At 73.2% G+C, this 25,344-nt stretch carries 18 protein-coding genes; 5 read left to right on the forward strand and 13 right to left on the reverse strand.

Annotated features, from left to right (window positions below):
• Positions 1-24: 24 nt before the first annotated feature.
• Complete coding sequence (locus AC3ET4_RS06830; RefSeq protein ID WP_431946982.1) at positions 25-1,725, reverse strand: hypothetical protein; 1,701 nt, start codon at positions 1,723-1,725, stop codon at positions 25-27.
• Complete coding sequence (locus tag AC3ET4_RS06835) at positions 1,722-2,447, reverse strand: ABC transporter ATP-binding protein (RefSeq protein ID WP_431946984.1); 726 nt, start codon at positions 2,445-2,447, stop codon at positions 1,722-1,724. Before AC3ET4_RS06835 ends, AC3ET4_RS06830 begins: the two co-directional genes overlap by 4 nt.
• A gap of 76 nt (positions 2,448-2,523) precedes the next feature.
• On the opposite strand from AC3ET4_RS06835, the gene AC3ET4_RS06840 reads away from it, so the two are divergent.
• Complete coding sequence (locus tag AC3ET4_RS06840; RefSeq protein WP_431946986.1) at positions 2,524-2,715, forward strand: hypothetical protein; 192 nt, start codon at positions 2,524-2,526, stop codon at positions 2,713-2,715.
• 97 nt (positions 2,716-2,812) lie between these two features.
• On the opposite strand, the gene AC3ET4_RS06845 is transcribed toward AC3ET4_RS06840, so the two are convergent.
• From AC3ET4_RS06845 to AC3ET4_RS06865, 5 genes are all read right to left on the reverse strand, one after another.
• Positions 2,813-4,063: an MFS transporter gene (locus AC3ET4_RS06845; RefSeq protein WP_488175910.1), complete on the reverse strand. Its 1,251-nt coding sequence runs from the start codon at positions 4,061-4,063 to the stop codon at positions 2,813-2,815.
• A gap of 398 nt (positions 4,064-4,461) precedes the next feature.
• The gene (locus tag AC3ET4_RS06850) at positions 4,462-5,724 is read right to left on the reverse strand and encodes a TIGR02679 family protein (protein WP_431946990.1); all 1,263 of its coding nucleotides are present in this window, start codon (positions 5,722-5,724) and stop codon (positions 4,462-4,464) included.
• 266 nt (positions 5,725-5,990) lie between these two features.
• On the reverse strand, positions 5,991-10,151 hold the full coding sequence (locus AC3ET4_RS06855; RefSeq protein ID WP_431946992.1) for a TIGR02680 family protein: 4,161 nt from the start codon (positions 10,149-10,151) through the stop codon (positions 5,991-5,993).
• A complete protein-coding gene (locus AC3ET4_RS06860; RefSeq protein ID WP_431946994.1) occupies positions 10,148-11,431 on the reverse strand; it encodes a TIGR02678 family protein in 1,284 nt (427 codons plus the stop codon). Before AC3ET4_RS06860 ends, AC3ET4_RS06855 begins: the two co-directional genes overlap by 4 nt.
• Positions 11,428-12,984 carry a TIGR02677 family protein gene (locus AC3ET4_RS06865; RefSeq protein WP_431946996.1) on the reverse strand — a complete coding sequence of 519 codons (1,557 nt, stop codon included), beginning with the start codon at positions 12,982-12,984 and terminating at the stop codon, positions 11,428-11,430. Before AC3ET4_RS06865 ends, AC3ET4_RS06860 begins: the two co-directional genes overlap by 4 nt.
• Before the next feature lie 263 nt (positions 12,985-13,247).
• Between AC3ET4_RS06865 and AC3ET4_RS06870 the strand changes: the two genes are divergently transcribed.
• Both AC3ET4_RS06870 and AC3ET4_RS06875 read left to right on the forward strand, forming a co-directional pair.
• Positions 13,248-13,547, forward strand: a complete 300-nt coding sequence (locus AC3ET4_RS06870; RefSeq protein WP_431946998.1) for a hypothetical protein — start codon at positions 13,248-13,250, stop codon at positions 13,545-13,547.
• Entirely contained in the window at positions 13,544-13,942 is a 399-nt protein-coding gene (locus AC3ET4_RS06875; protein WP_431947000.1) for a PIN domain-containing protein, read from the forward strand. Before AC3ET4_RS06870 ends, AC3ET4_RS06875 begins: the two co-directional genes overlap by 4 nt.
• Positions 13,943-14,058: 116 nt before the next feature.
• Here the strand turns inward: AC3ET4_RS06875 and AC3ET4_RS06880 are convergent, their stop codons facing one another.
• From AC3ET4_RS06880 to AC3ET4_RS06890, 3 genes are all read right to left on the reverse strand, one after another.
• On the reverse strand, positions 14,059-14,463 hold the full coding sequence (locus AC3ET4_RS06880) for a type II toxin-antitoxin system VapC family toxin (RefSeq protein WP_431947001.1): 405 nt from the start codon (positions 14,461-14,463) through the stop codon (positions 14,059-14,061).
• Positions 14,456-14,734 carry a type II toxin-antitoxin system Phd/YefM family antitoxin gene (locus AC3ET4_RS06885; RefSeq protein WP_431947003.1) on the reverse strand — a complete coding sequence of 93 codons (279 nt, stop codon included), beginning with the start codon at positions 14,732-14,734 and terminating at the stop codon, positions 14,456-14,458. Before AC3ET4_RS06885 ends, AC3ET4_RS06880 begins: the two co-directional genes overlap by 8 nt.
• A 207-nt stretch (positions 14,735-14,941) precedes the next feature.
• Positions 14,942-15,847 (reverse strand): phosphorothioated DNA-binding restriction endonuclease, encoded by a 906-nt coding sequence (locus AC3ET4_RS06890; protein WP_431947005.1) that lies wholly within the window; start codon positions 15,845-15,847, stop codon positions 14,942-14,944.
• 395 nt (positions 15,848-16,242) lie between these two features.
• Here AC3ET4_RS06890 and AC3ET4_RS06895 point away from each other — a divergent pair, with 395 nt between their 5' ends.
• Positions 16,243-17,034, forward strand: a complete 792-nt coding sequence (locus tag AC3ET4_RS06895) for a hypothetical protein (RefSeq protein WP_431947007.1) — start codon at positions 16,243-16,245, stop codon at positions 17,032-17,034.
• Positions 17,035-17,137: 103 nt separating this feature from the next.
• On the opposite strand, the gene AC3ET4_RS06900 is transcribed toward AC3ET4_RS06895, so the two are convergent.
• Both AC3ET4_RS06900 and AC3ET4_RS06905 read right to left on the reverse strand, forming a co-directional pair.
• A complete protein-coding gene (locus tag AC3ET4_RS06900; protein WP_431947009.1) occupies positions 17,138-17,650 on the reverse strand; it encodes a DUF402 domain-containing protein in 513 nt (170 codons plus the stop codon).
• Between the two features lie 244 nt (positions 17,651-17,894).
• Positions 17,895-19,064, reverse strand: a complete 1,170-nt coding sequence (locus tag AC3ET4_RS06905; RefSeq protein ID WP_431947011.1) for a hypothetical protein — start codon at positions 19,062-19,064, stop codon at positions 17,895-17,897.
• A gap of 175 nt (positions 19,065-19,239) precedes the next feature.
• Between AC3ET4_RS06905 and AC3ET4_RS06910 the strand changes: the two genes are divergently transcribed.
• Positions 19,240-21,174: a GmrSD restriction endonuclease domain-containing protein gene (locus tag AC3ET4_RS06910; protein WP_431947013.1), complete on the forward strand. Its 1,935-nt coding sequence runs from the start codon at positions 19,240-19,242 to the stop codon at positions 21,172-21,174.
• Positions 21,175-21,471: 297 nt separating this feature from the next.
• Here AC3ET4_RS06910 and AC3ET4_RS06915 read toward each other — a convergent pair whose 3' ends face one another.
• Positions 21,472-23,355, reverse strand: coding sequence for a DNA/RNA helicase domain-containing protein (locus AC3ET4_RS06915; RefSeq protein ID WP_431947014.1), 1,884 nt, complete (start codon positions 23,353-23,355; stop codon positions 21,472-21,474).
• Between the last annotated feature and the right edge of the window lie 1,989 nt (positions 23,356-25,344).

The following is a 25,344-nucleotide window of genomic DNA, read 5'->3' on the forward strand; positions in this document are numbered from 1 at the left end:
CGGCACAGGCCGCCGCACCCCCGGTCAGTCCGCCAAGGGAGCCGTCAGGTTCCCGATCCGTGTGACCGCCCAGCGCACCATGATCACGGTCACCATGGCGCTCGCCGCGACAGCGGTGACGACCGAAGCGGCCGAGCCGGAATGCAGCGCCGTCAGGAACGGGACGACCAGCGTGACCACGGCCGCCAGCGCCCCGGCGGCGTACCAGCCCAGGAACAGCACCGGTCCCATGCTGCCGGTGGGAGACTGGGCCGACGACATCAGCAGATGATGCTTGGTCGCCCCCCGGCACGCGTTGACCAGCGAAGCGCCCACCAGCGGCGGTACCAGGGCCGGTGCCAGCAGCGCGCGAGCCCCCGCACCCTCCCCGGCCAGCACCCCCGCCGCCACCAGCGCGCCCACCAGCCCCAGCACGACGGGCACCGCCGTGTGCCGCAGCATCAGGCCGCGGTACGGATAGGGCGCCCACGACCCGCGCCGGGTGTCGTCGGTCTCCACCCGGGCCGGCTCCATCAGCTGGGTCAGCGCCCAGTAGCCGAAGACCAGTGAGGCCAGTGCCGCCGCCACGCCCGGCCAGCCGTGAGCCGAGGCCGCCAGCACCGCGCCCAGCACCGCCGGCACGCCCAGCACCACGGCCCGGCCCAGCCGGCCCGGAGTCCGCAGCAGCGCCAGGGTGTCCCGCCACGGCACCGCCAGTTCCGGCCTGCGGGGCGCCGGCAGCCTCCATCGCGCCGACCGGGCCCCGCCGGTGACCCCGGCCACCGCCTGCCGCGCGGTACGGAACTCCACCGTGCGCAGCGCGGCCATCACCCCGGTCGCGGTCCGCGAGCGCCGCCGTACCGCGGACAGCGCCAGCGACCCGGCGAAGCGGTGTGCCGCGGCCAGCGCGCCGGCCACCACCACCGTCAGCAGGACGCCGGCGGCCGGGCCGCCCGGCAGCGAGGCCGGTGTGGGGGCCAGCGCGGCAAGACCGGCCCAGCCCCAGGGCCCGGACCACAGCTCCACCCGTTCCAGTGCGGGCAGCCGGTCGCCGCCGACCGCCATGACGGCCTGCGCCACCAGCGCCAGCACCGCCATGCCGACGTAAGGAGTGGCCAGCCGGGCCCAGCGGGCCACCCGCTCGCTGCCTTCCACCGCGGTGGCCAGCGAGGTCGCCAGCAGCGGCAGGCCGCAGCCGCCCAGCAGGCACCACCCGAACGCGGCCGGCAGCCCCACGCCGACCGTCAGGCTCAGCGCGACCGCGCCGATCGCCGCGACCAGCAGCCCGGCTCCGCCGGTGATCGCCGCCGACCCCCAGAACCACGGCCGCAGCACTCTGCCCACGCGCACCGGCTGGGCGAGCAGCCAGTCGACGGTCTCACGCGGCGGCACCACCGGCCCGCGCCACTGGGCGTCCCAGGCGGCGACCAGCAGCCATCCAAGACCCAGCGCGCAGGACCCGGCCGGCAGCGCGGCCAGGATCGCCGGTCCGTGACCGGAGTAGTCGGCGCCCATCGACCTCTCGAGGAACAGCCCCATGGTCGGCAGCGCTCCCCACACCGCGAGGAGCAGCGCCACGCAGTACAGGGTGTAGGCGATCTGGCCGGTCCTCTTGCGGCGGTGCGGGCTGCGCAGGTCGCGGACCAGCCGCAGCGTCTCCGGCGTCCAGTCGTCCTCGTCGGACCAGGCCGCGGAGTGCTCCCCGGTCCCCTCGGTCTCCCCGGTCTCCTCGGCGAGAGTGGTCACCGGGCACCCTCCGGGCTCTCGGCCAGCCAGGTGAGTCCGTCGGTCCCGGTGGCGAGCACCTCGTCCGGGTGGCCGTCGGCGACCACCGTGCCGTCGCTGAGGACCAGCACCCGGTCGGCGACCGCCCGGGCCAGTTCCCCGTGGTGGGTCACCAGCAGCACTCCGACGCCGGCCGCGGTCTCCTTCGTGATCAGGTCCGCCAGCTGCCGCCGCGCGCCCGGGTCCAGTCGCTGTTCCGGCTCGTCCAGCAGCAGCAGGTCGCGCGGCCGGACCATCGCGGAGGCCAGCAGCAGGGACTGCAGCTGCCCGGAGGACAGTGCCCCGGGCAGCGCGTCGGCGTGGTCGGACAGCATCCGTTCGGCCAGTACGTGGCCGATCCAGTCGCCGGCGTCCTCCACCCCGTGGGCCACCGCCACGAGCTGCAGATGCTCGCGCACGGTCAGGTCGGGGTAACAGGCCGCGGTGTCGCCGACCACGGCCACCCGGGCCCGGACCGCCGGGTCGTTCTCGTTCATCGGCTTGCCGTCGAACGTCACCGTGCCGGTGCTCGGCTTGTCCCGGCCGGCCGCTATGCGCAGCAGTGTCGATTTGCCCGAGCCGTTGCGGCCGAGGAGCGCCACGCACTTCCCGGACCGCAGTCGCAGGTTCACGGTGGCCAGCGCCGTGCGCCTGCCGTAGACCCGGCTGACGCCGCTGAGCTCGAGCAATGGTGGTGCACCCATGTCGCCGGGCCTCTCGTCGAACACGATCGCTGTCCCCGCTTCGACCTCGGGACGACGGCCCGGAGCGGCCCGGCCATTGTCCATCGTCCGCCCGGCCGCGGACCAGCGGCGTCGGCTGGGCCTGGACGCGGTGCCGCTGAGAGGGGTCGCCACCGCGCCGGACGTCCGTCCGATGCGGCCGTACGACTGCGTCGCCGAGATCGTGCGCCACCTGCGGGAGGAAGGCGACGTCATCGCCCCCGAGGACCTGGCCCGCAACTCGCCGTAGCTGACCGAGCACATCCGCCGCTTCGGCGAGTGCTCCACCCACGAACCCGGCATCCAGCCCGAGGCGTACGACAAGGCTCTTGGCGGCTACTCCCTGGTCACCTCGTCACTTCCGCGGCAACACCCGGCTGCGGCCGGGTCCGTACACCCCAGCGGGCAAGTGGCGGGCCGGCAGCACCCAGCGCCGCGAAGAACAACGCCAGCAGCAGCCAGCCCGGCGTGCCGAGGCCGAGTACCACCGTGGTGAGGATGGCCGGGGCAAGAGCCTGGCCCGCGCTGAAGCCGAGGCCGAGGACACCTTGGTATTGACCCTGGGCATGGTCGGGGGCAAGACCGAATCCCAGGGCGAGGCCCGCCGAGGACTCCCAGACTTCTCCCAGGCTGTGGATGAAGATCGCGGCCAGGACCAGTCCCGCTGCCGCCCAGACAGGGGCGTACGCCGCCAGCGCCATCATCGGACAGCTGACGAGGAAGAGCAGCCCCGCGGTGCGAAACGCCCTGCCGCCGTCGTACGGGGTCTCGATACGGGAGCCGATCCTGTTCTGCGTCAGTACGCAGAAGGCGGAATTGACTGCGAACAGCGCGGCCACCGTCCAGCGCGGCGCTTCGGTGTGCTCGGAGATCCAGATCGGCAGGAGCAGGGAGACCACCGGGTACTGCAATCCCATGGCCCCGTAGAGGGCGGTGAAGGTCAGGAACGGACGGTCCGCGAAAGCGAGCCAACGGCGCTGCCGCGGCGGTGCGGCCGGCACCGGGTAGCGGGGTAGCAGGAGCAACAGGGTCGCACACAGGGCGAAGCTCGCCGCGTTGCTGAGAATCAGCGTGACATAGGCGCCGCGGGTGCCCGCCGCCAGCGCCAGCCCGGCACCCAGCGTTCCCAGGACGACGCCCAAGTTGACGAAGGTGCGCAGCTTCGCACGGAACACGGCGGGTCGCTCACCCCCGACCCGGGCCACCAGAGCCCCCCACGCCGCCCCTCCGACCGCCGCGGCGATCTGGTCGACCGTCGCGATGATCGTGAGTGCGGCCCAGCTCTCGACGAGGACGAGGGCCGCCATCGACGCCGCCTGGGCCGCCAGGGCCGACATCATGATCACGCGTGCGCCGTGCCGGTCAGCGAGATGGCCCCCAGGTATCCCCGCGCACAGGCCGATCACTGCGGCGATGGTGGGCGCGGCGCCGACCCGCACCGCAGGCAGGCCCACGACCAAGGTGAAATAGAGCGCCGACGCCGCGTTGAACAGACCGTTGCCGACCCGGTTGACGAAACTGGCGGCGACCAGCACGCGCTCCGGCCCACTGTTCCCCGCCATCCGGGCTGTTCGACCTGCCAGACCGCTCTTGATCATGGAGCGCAGGCTAACAGCGCCGCAGAACCCGCCACCGTCGTACGAAGATCGCGTGCTCTGACGGCGACGCAGGCCCCGACGCGTGTTCCATCCTCTGAGAGACGGCGTCGGCGAACGAAGGGATGAAGACAGGAACGGTGGGCGTCCGGTGAACCCGGACTTTCCGCGACCTCACGGCGCCGCGCATCCCATCGGATCCGATGGCGATGAAGAGCCTCCCGGGCGGCCGGCCCCGACTCGGGCCACACGCGCCGGCCGACCAAGAGACGGCGGTGGCCGCGCCGGGGGCGTCGACGTGGACGCCGTCATGGCGGTGGTCGCCGCGGTGAACGCCTATGCGATCGGCGCAGTGCGCCGGGAGGCCAGCATCGGCCAGTGGCGAGGCCCCTCCGCCCGAATCAGCGCGTGCGGGGCCGTCCCGACGGCTCGGGCGCGAGGTCGGCGAGCAGGGTGTCCAGCACCATCTCCTCCTCCACGCGGACCCCGTGAGCGGCCAGGGCTTCGGCGAGTGGCGGGTCCCACGGGGAGGCCGCGGGGAGGCCGGTCAGGGGCAGCGCGCTGTCCCTGGCGACGGCGCGGTAGTCGGCGGCCGTGTAGCGCCAGGGGATCCACGGCACGCGGGCGAGCAAGGCGGCGGCGATGCGCAGCCCACCCCAGTCGAAGTCACCGTGGTAGCGCAGGCTCGCACCGTGGTCCGCCATCCGGCGCAGAAGCGTGAGGGCGGCGGCGGAGGGCTGGCCCTGGAGGCACACCAGGGGTGGGCAGTGCGCCCCGTACGCGTCGGCGGCGGACGCCATGACTGCGGGGTTCTCGCAGACGCGCACCACACCCCCCGGCGGGATCGGCACAGCACCCGAGGCGAGTTGACGGAGCGTCAGCACGGCGGGCTCGCCGTTTGCGGTCAGCCAGTCCAGAGCGGGGGTGCCGCGCAGGCCGAGGGTGAGGACGGTGGAGGACAGCTCGTCGCGCAGCAGTCCGGCCGAGGCCCATGCCTCGCGCCGCCACCCCGTCCCGGAGCCATCGGGGAAGCCGGTGAGGGCGCGGATGCCGGACAGGGTGAGGGTGGCCAGCGGCGTGCCGTCGTCGAGCGCGTGCGCCGAGCCGAGGACGCGGGCCGCGAAGGCGGGCAGCGAGACCGCGGGGTCGGCGGGCAGTTCGCGCAGCGCCCGAGCGGTGCTCGCCAGCAGCTCGTGGGCGGCCCGCGGCGTGCGGGCGAGACGGCGCACCACCCCGTCCGCCCGCAGCCGCTCCGCCCAGGCGGCCAGGTGGGGCAGCTGATCCAGGGGCGCGTAGGCGGCCCGCCAGGCGCGGTCCTCCGCGGCACGGGTCAGCCGGGCGGGGACGACGGGGCCGGTGAGGGCGACGACGGCGGCGGCGAGGCCGTCGGGGCTGACCGCCGAGCGGCGCAGCACCGCGTCCACGGCCTCCAGCCGGACGGTCAGGGAACCGCCGCCACCGGGTGGCCGGCCCAGCAGGCGCTCGGCGGCGCGGCGCTGGGCCTCGGTGGGACCACGCAGGGACACCGCGCCCGTGAGGGGTTCCTCACGTTCCATCCGGCGGCGGACCCGTTCGACGAGCCAGCCGAGGTCGGGCCCGCCGAGCAGGCGCCGTAGGCGCGCCGCGTCGACGGGCGCCGGATCGGCCGTCCGCGCACCGGTCACTCCAGGGTCCGGCTGTGGCAGCCCGGGCGGTGAGGCGCACGGTGTGCCCGGCGCCGGGAGGGCCGCCCCCTCCGGGGCCGCCACCGGTCCCGCCGATGCCCCTACCGGCGCCACGCAGGGCACCGGCGCGGTGGCGGTCGCCGCGGATGCGGCGGCGGGCGCACACGGATCCGGCGCCGACGGGCCCACCCCCGCGGGGAGGACGTCACCGGGCGAGCGGCGCGTGCCTGGCGCCGGCGGCGGCGTCTCGCCGCCCCCTTCCGGGGTCACGGCCACCGGCCCTCCGTCCGCGCCGCGGCCGGCTCCGCCGGCTCGGCTCCCTGCGGCCCGGCCGCGGGCCCGGGATCCTGGCCCCGCGTCCGGGTGGCGCCGTCCCACTCCCAGCGCGTGACCAGCACCGCGGCGACCTCGTCGATCCGGGAGAGCTGGGCGATGGCGACCCCGGGCACCTGCGGGTAGCAGGCCCATTCGCGTTCGCTGGTCATCACCACGTCCAGGTCGAAGGCGTGCAGCAGTCCGAGGCACTTGGCCCGGGAGTCGTCGTCGACGCCCGCGAACGCCTCGTCGAGGGTGACCAGGCGCGGCGCGTGGGGGTTGCCGGCGGTGGCGTAGTGGGAGGAGGCGGCGGCGAACAGCGGCACGCTGACGGCGAGGACGCGCTCGCCGCCGGAGGCGGGGCCGGTCGCCGGGACCCACCGGCCGTGCTGGTGGCGTTCGATGCCGAACTCGTGCCAGGCGCGGTAGTCGAGTGCGGCGGTCAGGTGCTCCAGCCAGCTGCCGGAGGCGTCCTCGCTCTGCCGTGCGGCGATGCGCGCCTGGAGGAACTCGCCGACGGCGGCCCGGTCCTGCGGTGTCCACGCGTCCGCGGACTGGCGGAGCCGGGCGCGTGCCTCGGCCAGCCCGGCCGGGGCCTTGCGGGAGGGGCGCCATACCAGGCGCAGTTTCATCCCGGTGGAGGTCGGCCGCTGCTCCAGCTCGTCGTTCATGGCGGCGACCTGGCGTTCGGCCGTGCCGATCAGTTCCTGCAGGGTTCCGGCGACCTCGGTGACGAGGTGGGTCTCCAGGATCTCGCGTTCGTGGGCGGACAGGATGCGGGTCAGTTCGCCGACCTCGGCGGCGAGGGCCTCGGCCAGTTCGGGTACGGCGCGGGCGCGGCCCTGGTAGACGATGTCGACGACCATGCCCTCCTCCACCATGCGGACGGCGGCCGAGTGCCCGTGCCGGGACAGGGCGTCCTGAAGGGTTTTCAGCTCCTCTCCGAGCCGTTTCTGGACGCGTTCCCAGGCGGCCTCGGAGTCGTCGGTCGCGCCGAGTCCGGCTTCGATCGCGCGGGCGAGGCCGATGGCGGCGGTGGCGCTCCACGGTCCGGCGTCGGGATCGGGGACGTCGGCGCCGGGCAGCGCCACGGTGAGCAGTCCGGTGCCGGTGAAGCGCTGGAGTGCGGCGATGGCCTCGGCGCGGGCGGCCACCGCCCCGGCGATGTCCCGTTCGAGCTGCTCGATGCGGCCCGCGGCCCGGCCGGCGCGTTCGACGGCGGCGGTGTGGTCCTGCCGGGTCTGCTTCTGCCCGGTGGCGTTCTCCCGCAGGGCGGCGGCCGTGTCGGCGAGGCGGCGCTGGAGTTCCGCGACGGCGGCGCCGACGGTGGAGCGCAGGGTGGTGTGGCGTTCGTCGGCGGCCGCCGCCTCGTGCGCTGCCTCCTCGGCGCGCAGGGCCAGTTCCGCGGCGCGCTCCCCCGCCCTCCCGGCGTCGTCGTGTTCGGCGCCGACGGCCGTGGCGGCCTCGGCGCGTTCGCGCAGGGCGGGCCACAGGGCGGCCAGGGCGGTGTCGAGGTCGGCCAGGGCACGGCGTACGGCGTCGAGGCCCGGGCGGTCGGCGGGCAGGCCCAGATCGGCGGCGGCGGCGGTGAGTTCGCCGGCCGCGCGCTCGGCGCTCCCGGCGGCCTCGGCGGCCTCGGCGGCCCTGTCGTCCCTGCGCCCCGCGGCCCTGGCCGCCTGCTGGGCGGTGGCGGACAGCCGGGCGTGCGCCTGCCGCAGCGCGTCGTCGTCGGGTACGGAGTCGAGTTCGGCGTCCAGGGTGCGGCGGCGCGCCTCCAGGGACTCGGCCTCGGCGGCGACGGCCGCCGCCTGCGCGCCGAGTTCGGCGAGTTCCGCGCGCAGCTCGGCGATCCGTGCCCGCCGGGCCTGCTCGCGGGCCCCTTCGCCGATGTACTGCGCGGCGGGTTTCGCCCAGCGGCCGGTGAGCGCGCCGACCCGGAAGCTGCCGTCGGCGTGGATCCAGGTGTCCGTGGCCGGCGCGTCCGGCGCCGGGCCGGCGGGCCCGTACCCGATGGCCGTCAGGAGCCGGGCCACCGTCGTCTCCCCCACGGCGGCGGCACCCGCGTCACCGCCGTCCACGGCCGGGCGCAGCACGTCGGCGAGGCTGGGTCCGGGGACGGGGCCGCCACGCGGGTCGAGCAGGATGTCGTGGCCGTCGGCGCCGCGCGCCGAGCCGTCGGGCCGCACCCAGGCGTCCAGGAGGCCGGAGGCCTCCAGTGCGGCCTCGATCCCGGCGCGCTCCGCCTCCCCCAGGCCGTCGCGGAAGTCGACGAGCCGCCACAGCGGCGCGCCGGTGCTTCCCTCGCGTACGCCGGGGGTGCGGGTGTGCGGCGCCTGCGGTCCTCGCTGGCCGCCGGACTCCAGGGCGGCGAGCTCCCGTTCGGCCTCCTGACGGCGCAGCACCAGGGCGCTGTGGCGCTGGGCCGCCTCCGCGGCCTGGGCGGCGAGCACGCCGGAGAGCGCGCGATGGGCGCGGGCCGCCGTGTCCCGCGCCGGGTACGGCCCGGTCAGATGGCCGGTCCACTCCTGAAGCGCGTCCAGCAGCCCGGTCGGGTCCGGGTAGGCCAACTCCGTCCAGCCTGCCGCGCGTTCACGGACGGCGTCCAGCAGGCGGCGGGCCTCCGCCCGCACGGCGGCCTGGGCGTCCTCGTACTCTCCCTGCGCGTGGCCGAGGTCCGCCTCGGCCTCGTCGAGCCGGCGGGCCGCGGCCTGGTGCTCGGCGGCGGCGCGGTCGGCCTCGTCGGCGAGGGCCTGCACATGGGTGAGACCGCGTCGGCGGCGGTCCGCGGCCGCCTCGACGGCGTCGCGGGCAGGCTCCCCCTCCTCGGGAAGGGGCACCCGGGCCGCGGCGGCGGCCTCGCGGACCCGGTCCAGCGCTCTCGCGGCCCGGTCGTCCGCGGCCGTGAGCCGGTTCTGCGCCGCCGACAGCCGCGCCAGGGCGCGCGCGTGCACCTGCTCTGCCTGCCGCCGGTCGCCGTCGGCGCGTTCGCGGGCGGCGGCGGTGCGCTCGGCGTGCCGGGCGGCCTGCTCAAGTTCGTGGGCGCTGCGCATCTCGGGGCCCTCGCGCAGGGCCGCGTCCTGCGCCTTGAGCCGTGCCTCGGCGTCCGCGAGGTGGGTGAGCCGCTCCTCGGCCGCGTCGCGGTCCGCCGCGGCGGCCGCCTGCTCGGCTCGCGCGCCGGCCAGGTCCCGTTGCAGCGCCTCGTACTTGGCGTGCTCGGCGCGCGGCAGCCGGGCGCGGCGGCGGGAGGCGGTGCGGGCGTAGCGGCGGTAGTGGTCGAGGAAGGCGGAGGCCGCCTTCTCGGCCTCGGCGGCGGCGCGCAGCTCCTCCTTCTCCTCGTCCAGGGAGCGGAAGGCCTCGGCCACGTCCGCGATGACGGCCTGGTCCACCGGCGGCAGCGCCTCGGTGAGCGCCCTCGACAGCGCGGCCTCGTTGGGCCGCTTGGACAGCTGGGGCTGGCGCAGCTGGATGAGCAGGTCCACGAGGGCGGCGTACCGCTGCTCGCCGAGCCCGAACAGGGCCTCGTCCACGGCCCTGCGGTATGCCGCCGCCTGGTCGTAGACCATGCCGTGCCCGGCGACGGCCTCGGCGATCCGGTCGCGGGACAGCGGGGTGCGCGTGGCGTCCAGGAAGCTCAGGTCCTCGCCGACGCGCTGGTCGGTGACCAGGTACCAGTGGCGGACGACGCCGCGTCCGGAGACGGCTTTCAGGCCGCAGGCGAGGGTGCGGTAGTGCTCCTCGCCGGTGGTCTCGTCGCGGCGGCCGAACTCGATCCAGGTGTAGCCGAGGCGCTCGGGGTGCGGGTGTTCGCCGCCGAGCAGCAGGTTCCACTCCATGCGCTTGCCGGGGTCGGCGTCGGGTTCGACCCGCCGGGCGGACAGGTCGCCGTCGAGGAGGAAGGGCAGGGTGAGGGCGAGGACCTTGGACTTGCCGGTGCCGTTGTTGCCGCGCAGCAGCAGGCGGCCGTCCTTGAAGTGGAACTCCTCGCAGTCGTAGAGGAAGAGGTCGACCAGGCCGATGCGCAGCGGCTGCCAGCGGGAGCGGCCGGGGCGGGGCAGCGAGGCCCCGGGGACGGGGGCCGTCGAGGGGTGGCGGGGGGCGGGGAGCGTGGTCATCGCTGCGGGGTCCTCGGCTGGGCGGCGGTCTTCGCCGGGTCTTCGGTGTGGGCGGGGTCGGCGGCCTTGTCCGCGGCGTCCTTCCGCCCCGTGTCGCGTACGACCGTCTCGCCCACGGCGTAGCGGGCGAGGGCGGGGCGGGGCGCGACCCCGTCGGGGGTGCGGACGGCGAGGGAGAGGGCGGTGAGTTTGGCGACGGCCTGCTCGACGAGTTCGCCCTCCGTCCCCGGCTCGCGGGCCGCCTTGGACCAGAAGCCGCCGTGCTCGGCGGCGAGTTCGCGTACCCGTCGCCGCAGTTCCTCGGTGCCGACCGGTCCCCGGCGGGCGGCGAGGTACTCGGCGAGCAGCAGGGTGACATGGCCGTGGGTGCCCTGTTCGGGCATGCGGACGTCGGTGAGGTCGTCGTCCGGGTCGACCATGGCGATCCCCTCGGCGCGGACCTCGGGCACGAGCCCGGTGAGCTCGGCGATGCGGGCGGTGAGGAAGCCGCGCTGGCGGGTGAGGTAGGCGAGTTCGGCGTCGGTCAGGGTGTCGTAGTAGAGGACGGGGTCGTCCAGCAGGCGCCGGGTCAGGCTCCGCCGCAGGGCGCGGAAGCGCAGTTCGTCGCTGTCGAGGGCGGTCTCGGCGGTCAGCGCTGCGAGGCGCTCCTCGAAGCCGCCGGCCTGGATGAGGGAGGGGCCGTGCCGGGTGGCGAGCAGTCCGGCCAGCACCCGCCGCTCGACGTCGTACAGGGCGTCTCCGGCCCCGCTGACATAGGCGTCCTCGTCGCCGGCGACCCGGCGCAGCACCCCGAGGGCGAGCAGCAGGCGGACGACGGCGGCGAGGTCGAGGCGTTCGTCGCGCCGGTCGAGGGTGAACGCGATCCCGGCGGCGACCAGTTGGGGGTCGGCGGCGTCCAGGACGACCTGTTCGGCCAGTCGGCCGAGCGCGATCTGCGCCTCCCCGCGCTCCAGCGCCGCCAGGGCCAGGCACAGCAGGACGTAGCGGCGGCGGGTGAAGGGGGCGGCGGTGCGGTTGGCCTCGCGGGCGGGGTGGGTGGGGTCGGTCAGGACGCCGGGGGTCTTGCGCAGGCGGGCGGCGTCCGCGTCGACGACGAGGGACCAGCCGGTGTTGCGCTCGAACCATTCGCGCAGCTCGGAGGCGTTCTGCCGGACCAGCCGGAAGGCGTCGGCATGGGGGCCTCGGGCGAGCAGCAGCGGATGGGCCAGCAGGGCGCGGGCGGCCTTGCGCTGGTCGGCGGCCCGCTGCCCGTCGAGGACCTCGGCGAGGGGGGTGCTCACGGAATCTCCTGGGTGAGGTCGACGATCTCGACGAGGTGGTCCGGACCCCGGAAGACCCCTCCGGGGGTGTGGATCTCGGCTGTCGTCCCGTCGCCGAGGGCGGTGAGGCGGATCTCCATGGAGCCGTCGTTGCTGGTGGCGACGGTGTGCTCCAGGCCGGGCCGCCAGGTGGCGAGGGCGTCGCCGAGCAGGTTCAGGAAGAGGGAGAAGGCGAGCGGGTCGAGTTCGCCGAGCGCGGAGAGCCGGACGGTGCCGTCGGTGGTGAGGCGGGCGCGGGCCGCGGCGGTCTCAGCGGCCTGCTTGGCGGCGAGCTCGGCCAGCCTGGCGCGCGCCGCGGAGCGGTCCTCGACCCTGCGGGGCTTGCCGCGCCTCTCGTAGCTGCCGGTGCGGCGCAGCTGGGGGCTGATGCGCAGCGGCTCGGCCGCGGCCCAGGGCGTGGCGGCGGGCAACGGGTGCGCGGTGCGGGCGGCGAGGGTGTCGGCGTCGACGGTGAGGTGGCGGGCGGGGTAGAGGCCGAAGGCGGCGCGCCACAGCCGGTGGCGGGCGTCGTCGTCGGGGGCCTGCGCGAACCAGCGGGCGAGGGTGCGGAAGTCGGCGGAGCGGTCCGAGCGTCCGGCGCGCCGCTCGTTCAGGACCCTTACGACGGCCAGCAGTTGCGGGATCGCGCCGAGCGCCCGGCCGCGCAGCAGCCGGGCCTGCGACTCGCGTCCGTCGCGGCTGATGAACCAGTCGCCGAGCCCCGCCCAGCGGGCCCTCCACCGCTCGTGGGCCTCGTGCTGGGCGCTGCCGGCGGCCTCGGGTGCGGCGTCGGCGGCTTCGCGGGCGGCGGCGATGGACAGCAGCGGTTCGATGCGGTCGGCGAGTTCGTCGATGAGCGCGGCGATGCGGCCGCCGAGGGTGATCAGGTCCTGGATGAACCGCTCCAGGTAGCCGATGAGCTGGTCCTTGTAGGCGAGGAAGGCCTCCTCGGAGACGTCGTGCAGGTCGATGGTGCGCTGCAGCGAGCCCATGAAGGCGCGGGCGTTGTCGGCGAGGGCCGCGAAGCGGCTGGCCAGTCCGTCCAGCGCGAGGTGGGTCTTGGCGGGGTCCGGCTCGTCCTCGGCGGCGAGCACGAGCAGGGCGCGCAGTTGGGTGACGATGTCGTGGAGGGCGACGGCCTGCAGTGAGCCGCGCCGGCCGAGCGCGTCGTCGTACGCGGCGAGCGCCTCCTCGGCGGCCTCGCCGGCCTGGGTGAGCTGGTAGACGTACCGCTTGCGGTAGAAGTCCTCGACGGCGGTGACCCGCGCGGTGTCGGGGTCGGCCCGCAGGTTGCCCCACTCCGGCTGACTGAGGCTGCCGAGGGCCTTGGCCACTGTCTCCGCCTCGGCGGGCCGCACGTCGAGCGGCAGCGCGGCGTGCACGTCCTCGGGGCGCAGGTGGACGGCGTACCGCTCCTTGGCGCGCAGGAACACCCGCATGATCTCCCGGTAGAGGGCCGCGGTGGGGGTGGTGAGGTGCGCGAAGGGGCCGTAGGCGGGGCCGGACGGCTCCTGGGGCGGTGGCGAGCTGGTCATCGCCGGTCATTCTGTCGGACGGACGGCTCGTGTGGCGAGTCCTCGCGGAAGGGCCCGGTTCCGGCCCGGGCCGGGCTCCGCGGCGGGGGCCCTTGACGTTCGCGTCGGCACGCTCATACCAGAGCCCTCGGGGAGCCGGCGGTCCCGCCGTGATGCCGTCAAGCAGGTTGGGGCATGGTCGCTACGAATCTCACCCACCCTCCTTCTTGCGAGATATCCGTCATTGTCTGCCGTACGTCGAGGGCCGCGGTATGGTCAACGGTATGGCGACGAAGAAGTACACCGTGACCCTCCCCGAGGAGCTTGCCGAGGCCATCCGGGCCGAGGTCGGGCCCGGCGGCTTCAGCCGTTATGTCACGCAGGCCATAGAGCGCCGGCGGGAGCAGGACCGGCTGGGGGAACTCGTCGACTGGCTGGAGTCCGAGTACGGGCCGATCACCGGGGACGAGCTGGCCCAGGCCGAGGCCGAACGCCTTGAGATCGAGCGCAGGCACGCCGAGCTCGCCCGGGCACGACGCGCCGACGCCGGGGAGAAGTCCGGCCGCACCCAGGACGCCGCATGAGGGGTGAGGCGGTCTACCTTCTCGACAGCGAGGGCCTGTCCCAGACCGTACGGGGGGAGCCCTCCATGAAGCGGCGCCTCAAAGTCGCCAAGATGACCGGGACCCGCGTCATGACCACGTCGATAACCCTCATCGAGGCCTTCGACCCGAAGCGCCGCCTCCCGGCATGGCAATGGGCGCTGTCCCTCATCCGGGTCGAGCCGGTGACCGAGGAGATCGCACATGCGGCGACCGGCCTCCTGAAGGACACGGGGCTGCACGGGCACAAATACGCCATCGACGCGGCCCTCGCCGCCGTCGCCCTGCGGCAACCGGGCCCGGTCACGGTCTTCACCTCCGACGAGGACGACATGCGCAGGCTGTGCGGCGACCGCGCGGTGGTCGTCAAGCTCTGACCGGTCACCCGGTCACCTGACGGTCTCGGCCACCGACGCGTCGGGCGCAGCCGCACGGAAGGGCGGAAACGGCGGACTCCAGGCAACCCGGCCGAGGGCACACCACAGTGAGCGGCTCACAGCGAGACCACCGTGAGAGCGCTTTCCAGCCCCTTGAAGTCATCGCCGTTTCGCGTGTACAGCGGGAGCCCGTGAACCGAGGCGATGGCCGCGATCATGAGATCGATCCGGCGGGGGCGCGGGTCGCGCTCCGCCTTGAGGACCAGGGCGACCAGGGTCCCGTAGCGCGCCGCGGCATCGGCGTCGAAGGGCAACGGCTCGAAGTCGGCCACGGCCGCTCCCAGCATCTCCATGCGCTGGGCCCTGGCGACGGGATCCTTGGCCAAGGCGACGCCCTGCTGCAACTCCGCCATCGTGATCGAGGTCAGCTCCGGGTGCACCGGCAGGTCCAGCGGATCGAGCACTCCGAGATCGATGTACGCACAGGTGTCGAGCACACCCGCGGGGTGCCGCTCAGCCACGCTCGCGCTGCCACGGATCGTCGTCGCCCACGCGGTCCGCTCCGCCGAAGAACTCCTCGGCTTCGCGCCTCATCTCGCCATGGTCCACGCGGGGCAGCCGGTGATGCCGCGCAACCAACTCCTCGGCTCTCGGACGACGCCGTCGCCGTATGGGACGGAGCTCGGCGACCTCGACGCCGTTCCGGGTGATGTGGAACGTCTCCCCGCTCGCCACGGCGTCCATGACGGCGGCGGAGTTGTTGCGGAACTCACGTTGCGTGATCGTCTTCACACGGCCAGTGTAGCGAGCCGTGTCCCGCTGTGCTACACAACGAGCTGTGCTACACAACGAAGGGACGATGACGCGCGCAGGACCATCGGCAGGGGGCCCGTCCGATCACCGGCGGGTGACCCGCACCCGCGAAGGCTGGGCACGACACGACGCCGCAGGCGCCCATGCGGTCCCGGGACCCGCAGGGGTGCCCGCGGGGGGTCGCCGTCAGTTCGCCACGGCTGCCGCGCGCGGCTCACCGCGGAAGACCTGCGAGGTGTGCCACTCGATGTGCTCGGCGGCCACCGGGGCGCTGCCGGGCTGCGGGCCGAGGAGCGGCCGTCCGGCCAGGTCGATCACCTGCGTACGGGCGGCCGGGCTCCGCCCGGTGAACTCCCGGGACACCGTGACCCGGCGGGCCGGGTCCAGGCCGAGCACTCCCTTGTCGAAGAGCTTGTGGTGCAAGGAGCACAGGCACAGCGCGTTGGAGACGTCGTCGGGGCCCCGGAAGGCCCACCACTTCACATGGGCCGCTTCCAGTCCGACCGGAGCGCGCCCGATCGCCCCGTCGTAGCCGCAGAAGGCGCACCGGTACTCATAGGCGACGAGCACCCGCTCCCGCATCTCCGCGTCACGCCGCCGGGGACGCGGGATACCGGGGACGTCCCCTACCCTGCCGGCGGCCTCGAGGTCCAGGCCCACGTCGGCCGCGATCTCCGCGTGCAGGGACGGCAGGAAGTGAGCCTCCAGCAGCAGGTGCGCCAGCCGCCCGAGCAGTCCCGGGTCGGCGGTCAGCGCGGCCCGGAGCCCCGGCGCCAGCCGCCCCTCCGCCCCGCTCTCACGCAGAGCGCGCACCCCGGTCCCCGGACTGCCCGGCCCGAGATGCGTCCGCACCTCCCAGACGCCGTCGTTGACGAGGTGATGGAAGGGGTACGCGGGATTCGTGCGGCGGTGGGGACCGTACTCGCGCAGCAGTCCGGCCAGTTCCTGCTCGACGTCGGTGTAGCGCAGGGGCTCCCCCGCGTCCCGCTGGAACCGTCCGAGTGCGTACAGCATCAGCAGCGGCTTGTGCGGCGCGCGCTCCCCGTTCTGCGACCACTGCCGCAGGTTCCGCACACGTTGCGTCCAGTCCACGGGTGGACTCTAACGGGTGCTCACGAGACGTCCGCATGGCCGCGAAGGAAGACGGTGCACGCCGCGACCGGTGCCCGGTTGCCCGGGGGCCGGTGGTCCGGGACAGGCCGTGGACGGCCGGGGGCCGGTGGCCCGGGTGACACCTGCCAAGGACTGTGAAGAAAGAACCAGAACCCCGCCCCACCTGCCCTCTCCCCCAAGCAGTCACCCGTAGGGGTGACTTGGAGGCGCGAAGCCGGAAGGTGGGGGTATGGTCGCGGCAAACAACCCCACACAAATGAACGGCCCCGGCAGGGACTACCCATCCCGGCCGAGGCCTGACCACCCAGGAAGAGTCAAGCTTCCCGATGGCTGAGCCGCAGTCTAGCGCGCCCGCGCGCCCGTCCGCCGAGCCTGTGACATCCGGTGCCGTCCACGTACGACGCCGCCTCACAGCGAACTTCACGATCCTGTCCAACCGCCTCGCCCAGCGCCCCGGAAGCGCCGTGACCGTCGGCGTCGGGGCCTACCTGATGTCCGTACCGGACGGGGTGCCCGTCAGCATCGAGGCGCTGCGCAAGCACTTCACGGAGGGCGAGACGCGGCTGGCCCGCGCCCTGAACGAGCTGGAGGCGGAAGGCTTCCTGGAACGGGTGCCGGTGCGCGCGGCGAACGGCCAGATCCGCACCCGTACGTACGTCTACGACGACCCCTCCCCCGCCGCACCGGCAACCGGCGAAGCGCGCAACGCGGCGCCGCCCGAGCCGGAACCCGCGCGGGCGCCGGAGCCGCAGCCCGCCCCCTCGCCCACCCCCAAGCCCACGCGTTCGACGGCGCCGCCCGCAGCCGAGGCGGTCGCCGTACTCGCGGCGCTGCGCCTCAGGGACCCGCGGCTGCTGCTCTCCGAGCGGGACGTCACGCGGCTGGCACCCGCCGTGGAGGACTGGCTACGGCGCGGCATCGCCCCCGACCGGATCGCGGAGGCGCTCAGCGCGGACCTCCCCGTGCCGATCCTGCGCAGGCCGGCCGGGCTGATCGCCTACCGCCTACAACACCTCAAACCGATCGAGGCAGCACCATTGCCCGCCCCACGTGCCCAGCGCCCGCACGTCCTCCCGATGCAGAACTGTGACGCCTGCGACCGCGCCCACAGGTCTGAACACCCGGGCCTGTGCCGCGACTGCGCCACGACGGCGGCGGTCGCCTGACGGGCACGCCGCCCGCGGGGCGCCGCAACTGCGGTGGCTCACCGGGGAAGGCACGCTGGGGCGGGCGCCCACTCGCCATGGCATCGTGACCGGCCAACCGGGCTCAACGGACTTGGGCAAGCCAGTGGCGGTAGCCTGCGCCGAAGGGCTCGGTGCCATCGCGCAGTGCGGCGGACAGCCACTCCGCCGTGCTCTCCGCACGGCTGACGCCGTGCGGCGGATAGCCGTAACGCGCCTGGTGAAGGGCGAACTCGTCCTCATCGTCGACGTACACGGACCCGTCCACGCGTGTCCGGCAGACGTCCAGGTCCAGGTCCACCGTGATCACTTCACCGGTGCTTGTCCACTCGGGCGGCGTGGTGACGTCGCAGTACACGTCCAGCCGAGCGGGCACCTCCTGGAACAGGGCCGTCCACCAGGTGTCCCGGGGAAAGAGCATGACTCGCCGCTCCTGGGTGGTGTAGACCTCGGCTTCCTCGCCCTTGCCGTAGACCGTACCGATCGGCGCACCGAGCCACACCCCGAAGTCGTCCTCGCCCAGCCGCAGCATGGTGTGGTGCCAGTGCGGACTGCCGTCGAACTTACGGACGACGACCCGAACCTCTCCGTGATCCATGCTGAGAGGCTACGGTGCGCGCCACCACGCTGGCCGCGGTGACCGTCCCGGACACGGGCGGCTGGGCCGCCTACCAGTCCGTGCACGTGCCGGTCACCTTCGCGGCGGGCGACCAAGTGGGCAGGCCCCACTGCGAGAAGGGCGACTTCAACATCGACCTACCTGCGGTTGTCGTAGCGCAACGGGCGGCCCGCCGTCACTCCTCGATCGCCAGGAGAGTGACGACGGGCACCGTACCGTGCGGTCACCGGGGGATGCCGATGGCGTCGAAGCGCTGCATGAGCGAGGGCTTGCCCCGGTGCACGACCCGCAGTTCGCCGACCCGCCGGTCGAAGTCAGCCGTGCCGCCGGTGCGGGCCTCCATCTCACGCAGGTCCGCCAGGAGTGCGACGGCGGAGTCGTAGGCGCCGGACTTCTTCTGAGCGATCAGGTCGTCGACGTCCAGCCACACCTGTTCGACGTCGCGGGCGAGGCGGTCGAGGTGCGCCTCGCGCGCCTCGGCGGCGGCGCGCGCCCGGCTCCGTTCGGCCGCGGCGCGGGCGACGCGCTCGCGCTCCCGGCGTTCCGTACGGCGGGCGTGGGCCAGGTCCAGGAGCTCGGCCGCGCTGCGCGGTGCGGTACCGCCGCGAGGGGCCGGGACGGTGGTGGCGCGGTAGCGGGCCAGAAGGTGCGGTCCTGGAGAGGGCGCCGTACCCAGGGCGGCCTCCAGCAACAGGGTGTCCTTGTCGGCGGCGGGGAGCCCGGCGATGAAGGCCGCCAGGGCCTTGCGGCTCACGGGGCTCGCGGTGGCGGGTCCGCTGGCCTCGGCGGCCACCGCCAGCAGGTCCATGTCGACGCCGATGAACTCCGCGAGGGCCCGCTGGGGACCGGTGAGCGATCCCAGCCCCGCGGGGACGGGCGGCTCGACCTCATGGGCGTACTCCTCCTCATCGTCCTCCGCCAGCTCCCAGGCGGTGAGCCCGGCGAGCCACGCCAGATACAGCGCGCGCAGGTCTCCCGCCGCGAGTTCGGAGCGCAGTCCCCCGAAGGTCGAGAGCGTGTAGTGGGTGTCGAACTCCCACTCGGCACCGTCCTCGGAGGACACGGAGAAGTCCAGCAGGGTGTGCCCGGAGCGAGTCCAGACGCCGAGCGACTCGTCCATGGCGTAGGCAGTGGCTTCCTTGGCCCTCAGCGTCCCGGCGGGCAGACGCAGGACGAGGCGGCGGCTGCCCCAGTTCGCGTAGTACAGGTGGGCGTCGTAGAGCTGCTCGACCAGCTTCGTCGGATCGCCCTTGAAATCGCCCCAGTGGTACTCGTTGACGAAGCGGGTCGCGGTGATGTCGGCACGCGTGGACAGCGCCCGCACCCGGGCGACCTCGTCGTCGTCCAGCGGACGGTCAATCGCGAGGAACTCGTAGTACTGGTACTCGCTCACGGCGTTGAAGCCTACCGGCCAGCAGGTGATGCCTGCCCTCGCGCCGACAACGGACGGAGGCAGGCTGGGACGGTGCTCTTGGCGGTATCGCCGAAGCGGCCGACTGCTAATTTGTGGAGATCGTACGGCGGCCTCGTGGGGGGAGCCTCCGGGCCCGGAAGGCAGGCAGCAAGACGTGCAGATTTCGCAGATCCTGGACAAGGTCGACGCAGGTGACATCGCCCTGCCCGAGTTCCAGCGCGGCTACGTGTGGACCCGCGACCAAGTCCGAGGCTTCTTCCAGTCGTTGTACCGCAACTACCCGATCGGCGGCTTCCTCACCTGGAGCACCAAGGCGGAGGGCGCCGACACCAGGGGCGGAGGTTCCGAGAAGGACGGCACCATTCACCTCCTGCTCGACGGTCAGCAGCGGGTGACCACCCTGTACGGGGTGATGCGTGGCCGCCCGCCCCGCTTCTTCGAGGGGCATCCCGCCACTCTGACCGGTCTGCACTTCAACCTGCAAACCGAGGTCTTCGAGTTCTACGCGCCCGCGAAGATGAAGGACAACCCGGTGTGGGTGGACGTCACCGCCCTCTTCCAGGGCGGTCTGGGGAATCAGCTGCTCACCGTCACCCAACTCGCCGAAGGCGACGCGAGCCTTCAGGTCGCCTACATCGAGCGCCTCAACCGGATCACGCAGATCAAGGACCGCAGCGTCCACATCGACGAGGTCACCGGCGAGGACAAGACGATCGACGTCGTCGTCGAGATCTTCAACAGGGTGAACTCCGGTGGCACCAAGCTGTCCAAGGGAGATCTGGCCCTGGCCGCCATCTGCGCCGCATGGCCCGAGGCCCGTCCCACGATGAACGCCGCCCTGAGCACGTGGTCAGCCGCGGGGTTCGACTTCAAGCTCGACTGGCTGCTCCGCAACGTCAACGGGGTCCTTACCGGCGAGGCTCAGTTCTCCAAGCTCGCCGACGTCGACGTACCGGCGTTCCAGACGGGTTTGAAGGACACCATCGACTCCATCGGGTTCCTGCTCAACGCCCTCGGCGGGCGGCTCGGCCTCGACCACGGACGCGTCCTGAGCGGCCGCGGCGCTTTCCCGGTGATGAGCCGCCTCCTCCACCACCATGACGGCTCGTTCCCGGACGCGATGACGCGGGACCGGCTGTTCTACTGGTACGTCCACAGCTTCCTGTGGGGCCGCCACACAGGGGCCACCGAGACGGCCCTCAACCAGGACCTGCAGGCGCTCGACGACGGAGGGGTCGACGGGCTCATCGACACGCTGCGCCGCAGCCGCGGCGGCCGGCTCCTCGTCGGCCCGGACGACTTCGTCGGCTCCAGCATGGGATCGCGCTTCTACCCGCTGCTTTACATGCTCACCCGGGTGTACGGGGCGCAGGACCTCGGCAGCGGGGTACCCCTGCGGGACGGCATGCTCGGCCGGCTGAGCTCTCTGCAGGTCCATCACGTCTTCCCCAAGGCCCGGCTGTACGAGCACGGCTACAGCCGTGCCGAGGTGAACGCCGTCGCCAACTTCTGCTTCCTCACCCAGGACACCAACCTGCGCATCGGTGCCAGGCTCCCTGTCGAGTACCTGGAGGAAGTCGAGGCCCGGGTGCCGGGCGCCCTCGCCTCGCAGTGGATTCCCACGGACCGCGCACTGTGGCGCGTCGAGAACTACCCGGCCTTCCTGGCAGCCCGCCGCGAGCTCCTGGCCCGTGCGGCAAACGACTTCCTGCGGGCACTGCACGACGGCCCGTCACCGGTCGAGCTCACGCCGTCCTCAGCGTTCGGCACCGCACGTTCCGCCGTCGCCACGGCTGAACCGGCCGCTGACGAGGATGTGCCCGGCCTCACGGCGCTCCTCGCCGAACTCGAAGCCGCGGGCCTGGCGGCCCCGGAGCTCGACAGCGAGGTCAGCGACTCCCGGAGCGGGGCCGCGATCACGGTGGCCGCCGCCTACTGGCCGCAGGGCCTCCAGGAGGAGCTGGGTGTCCCCGTCGTCCTGACTCCGGACACCACTGCGGAGGAGCAGGCGGCGCTCGAGGCCGGCGACTACCGCGTCTTCCACAGCACCGACGCCCTGCGCCGCTACATCGCCCATCTCCACTCCTGACCGCGACGAGCCAGCCACGCGATGCATTTCTGGAGGGCGTCCACATCGCCGTACGCACTCTGATGTCCGAGCAACACCCCTCTCTGCCGACTGCGCGCGACTCGTCAGCTTGGTCACAGGGGAGCCGATCTGAGTAGGACGTGACTCCCTGGGGCCTGCTGCCTCCACATGCACGAGGCCCCTCAGCTCTTGGACCGCCGGGCCAGCTCCTCCGTCATTTGCCCGCCTGGGGGAACGGACCGCGGCATCGGCATCCCTTTCCGCCAGCTGCACGTGGGCAGGCCTCACAGGTCGCGATCAGACCAGCGCAGCGCTCCGGTCCGTTCCCACCAGCTCGCGCAGCTTGCGCCTCGTCTCCGAGTCCGTCGAGTACACGACGGTGCCCACCATGCCGCGTGTCAGCAGCACCTTGTAGGTGTTGCGGATCAGGCGGTCCACGTCGGCGTCGGGGGTGGACTTCCTGAAGACCGGGTCCTTGGACTTCGTACGGTCGGTGACCCATCGGTCCTCGCGCCACACAAGGTCGGGGCCGATGATGACACCCGACCAGTCGTACTCGAAGCCCTGGGCGGTGTAGACGCATCCGATCTGACCGAATCCGGCGGAATCGGTCGCCCAAAGAGCGGACGGCGGAGCGCCGGAGATGGCGCGTTCTCCGCGCAGGTTCCAGGGGCGGGCCCAGTCGCCGATCACCACGTCCGGGGGAAGCGGTTCACCGGGCTTGGGCTCGGGTGACCACGGCCAGCAGTAGCCCGCGGACATCCGGGCACCGTGGCCCTGGGCGCGGCGCTCCTCGAGGAACGCCTCCATCTCCTGCGGTGCGTCGGCGACGAGGAGCTGCAGGCGATCGTCGGGTTCCCAGACCACCGAGCCACCGGGTTCCAGACCGAGGAGGCGGCCGACCCACCGCAGATAGGCGTCGCTGCCGCCGCAACGGAACTGGCTGTCGAGCGGTACGACGCTGCAGGCCAGACCCTTTCGTGCGGCGGCGGCCTTGATCTCGGCCACGGTACCCATCTCGCCGGGGCGCACGACCTGGTGCTCGTCGAGAAGGAAGACGGGGACCCGGGCGACGTCGATGAGCTCGTCGATCTGTGGCTTGCCCGTCCGATGGGCGGCCGAGGTGTAGCGGTTCGCGGAGGTCTCGCGGATGCGGTGCGCCTCGTCGCATATCACCACGTCGAGGGTGTTCTTCTCGGTCGTCATGAAGCTGTTGAAGTACTTGAAGAGGTCCTGCACCTCGCGCTTCCGCGCACCCGCGACCTTGCGCATGGTCCTGGTGAAGGACTGCGAGCCGGTGGCGTGCAGGGCCGGCACGCCCTCCCGGTACAGGTCGCCGAGCAGGGAGAGCGCAATGACGCTCTTACCCGTCCCCGGGCCGCCGGTGACGACCACGACCTCCTTGTGGTCGGACCGCTTCGCCTTGCGTACCGCGTTGAGCACCATGCGGTAGGCGACCTGCTGCTCGTCGAGCAGGACGAACTGCTCGCGCTCACGCACCTCCTGCGCCGCGACGGCCATCAACTGCCGGGACGGAACCGTCTTGGCCGCCTGCAGCTCGTCGGCAGCGCGCGTCCCGGCGTGCCTGTCGCTCAGCTTGGCGCGCAGGTGCTCGATGAACGCGCCTCTGCTCTCGGCGGTGAACAGCTGGCCGCGGTCGTCGAGTTCGATCTCCCGCAGGCCGCTGACCCCGAACTCCGTCGCGTTGTGGAGGTAGGCCACGCCGCTGACCCGCTCGGGGTGCTCGGCTACCGCGCCGTTGAAGTTGACCAGGTAGTCGCAGTAGCGGCGCACCTGCTCGATGGGGTTGAGCACCGGGTGCGCGTAGGCGTCCACCAGGCACAGGGCCGGATCGTCCTCGTACGGTGCCGCCTGGCTCCACTGCTTCAGCTCGACGATGACGTAGGAGGGCTCGCCCGTGGACGGATGCACCCCGGCCAACACGGCATCAGCCCGCTTGCTGTTCAGCGGCAGCGCGTACTCCAGCATCACTTCCACGCCGCCGAGCCCCGCGTCGTTGAGCGCGCCTACCAGCCCCGGGATGCTGCGCTCCCAAGAGCGGGCCTCGGAGGGCCCCGGGCGATAGCCGTGCATGTGGACGAACTGCTCAGTCAGGCGGTGGTAGAGCGACCCGTCGTGGGCCATGACGGCGACCGTCCTGGCCGACTCGCGGAGCAGCAAGGAATTCCCCCAGGCAGCACGAAGTGACTCGTGCGGGTGGGGGCGTGTCCTTCGAGACTCCGCCGGAGCGGAGCGGAAGCCCGTCGGGCCGCGATGATGTGATCAAGGATAGTCATGTGACAGGCGGCGGTGAAGGTGCTGTGTGCGGCGGTCTTTCGCCATCGCTCGGTGTTCTTCACTGCGATCGCCTCTGCCACCCGAGGCGCCGAGGTCGGTACGATGGTGGCCCCCTCGGCAACCTCTGCGATCACGCCGCTACAGCGGCTCGCTCCTCGTGTAGGGGGTACCGTTTGTTCCGCGGGCACGGCGATCCGGCCCAGTCACGCGAAACGATGTACTCCGGCCGTCCCAGTACTCCAGCACGGTCTGGTAGGCCCGCCAGCCATCGGGCAACTTCGGGACCAGCGAGGTGGAGGGGTGGTTGTCGAGGAGCCCCCGGCGGGCGCCGGTGCGGGTCCTCGGCCTGGAAGCGGCTTCGGGATTAGTCAGGTCAATGAGTGGGCCGATCCAGCCCAGAGCGGCGGCCAGGTGCAGTAGGGCGCCGAGCGGGCCGGGCCCCTGCTTTCGCAGGAGGCGCGCCGAGACCGGTCGACGAGGGCGGACACATCAGATCCACCGGCACCCGCCGCTGGGCGGGCTCGCCCCACGCGAACGAAGGCTGCCCGAACGCACGGGTCGGCCGCCTCCTTGCGAGTTGCACTGAGAAGGCGTCAGCACGCTTCGGCGTGCGCCCATGACCAGGGTCGGCGGAGCGCGGGGACACACACGCCGCCGGTGGCCTCTGCCCGCCGGGCTCGCCATCGTCACCCCCTGAGCGCCACTCCTCGCCGCCCTGCGCCCCTCGCACCTGTGGCGGCGGCGACGCAGCTGCGCTCCCCACCGCCGAGTGGCCGGGCATCTTCCTCGCGGGCCGCGCGCACCAGCCGAGCGCCCAGGCCTGTTCCAAAAGGCCGCATTTGGCGAAACGGCTGGGCCTTCGAGGAGTCGGGCCGCTACGGCAACGAGACAGGCGGCGAGGGCGGCTTCGCCATCGCCGACAACGCCGCGTTCACGCCCCTCGACTCCCAGCTGATCAGCCCGTCCTACGACCTCACCGACGTGTCCGACCCCGAACTGGCCTTCAGCACGATGTACTTCGGGTACGCCGACGACGCGATCACGGTCGACGCCACGTCCGACGGCGGCGCCACCTGGAAGAGGGTGTGGAAGGCGCCCACGGGCTTCGCGGACCACGCGAAGGCCGAGATCCCGCTCACCGCGTTCGCCGGGAAGCCCGACGTACGGGTGCGTTTCCACCTCGTCACCGACGTCGGCTGGTACTGGGGCGTCGACGACGTCTTCGTCGGGCAGCGGGACTTCGACGCCACCCCCGGCGGCCTGGTCACCGGCCTGGTGACCGACGCCAACACCGGCAAGGGCCTGGTCGGCGCCACCGTCACCGCCAAGGACGACCCGCAGGTGACCGCGACCACCGTGGCCACCCCCGGCGATCCCGCGCTCGACGACGGCCTGTACCTGATGTTCTCGCCCGACCTGGGCAAGCACGACGTCACCGTGGCCAAGCCCCGCTACACGGCGCTGACCAGGACGGTCGACGTCGCGGCGGACAGCACCGTCGCCGTCTCCCACGCCCTCAAGGCCGGGCAGCTGACGATCCTCCCGGACTCCGTCGAGGCGTCCCTGGGCTGGGGCACGTCCGCCACGCGGAACCTGACGGTCAAGAACACCGGCGGCGCGCCCGCCACGGTCACGCTGGACGAGAGGTCCGGCGGCTTCCACCTCCAGGCCCTCGGCGGCGGCGCACCCCTGCAGACCGTGAAGGGGAGCTTCTCCCCGCACGCCAGCATGGCCGGCCCCGCCTCGGCCCGGCGCAAGGCCGCAACGACCGCCGCCGCGTCGGGCAGCGCCTGGCAGACCGGCCCCGACCTGCCGGAGAAGGTCCTCGGCAACGCCGTCGGCACCTCCGAGGGCAAGGTGTACTCCGCCTTC

The organism is Actinacidiphila sp. bgisy167 (assembly GCF_057707665.1).

Excerpts from the sequence above, each read along its gene's own strand:
- AC3ET4_RS06845 (WP_488175910.1), bottom strand. The coding sequence starts at position 4,063 with ATGATCAAGAGCGGTCTGGCAGGTCGAACAGCCCGGATGGCGGGGAAC.
- AC3ET4_RS06865 (WP_431946996.1), bottom strand. The coding sequence starts at position 12,984 with ATGACCAGCTCGCCACCGCCCCAGGAGCCGTCCGGCCCCGCCTACGGC.
- AC3ET4_RS06900 (WP_431947009.1), bottom strand. The coding sequence starts at position 17,650 with ATGGATCACGGAGAGGTTCGGGTCGTCGTCCGTAAGTTCGACGGCAGT.
- AC3ET4_RS06870 (WP_431946998.1), top strand. The coding sequence starts at position 13,248 with ATGGCGACGAAGAAGTACACCGTGACCCTCCCCGAGGAGCTTGCCGAG.
- AC3ET4_RS06875 (WP_431947000.1), top strand. The coding sequence starts at position 13,544 with ATGAGGGGTGAGGCGGTCTACCTTCTCGACAGCGAGGGCCTGTCCCAG.
- AC3ET4_RS06835 (WP_431946984.1), bottom strand. The coding sequence starts at position 2,447 with ATGGGTGCACCACCATTGCTCGAGCTCAGCGGCGTCAGCCGGGTCTAC.
- AC3ET4_RS06855 (WP_431946992.1), bottom strand. The coding sequence starts at position 10,151 with ATGACCACGCTCCCCGCCCCCCGCCACCCCTCGACGGCCCCCGTCCCC.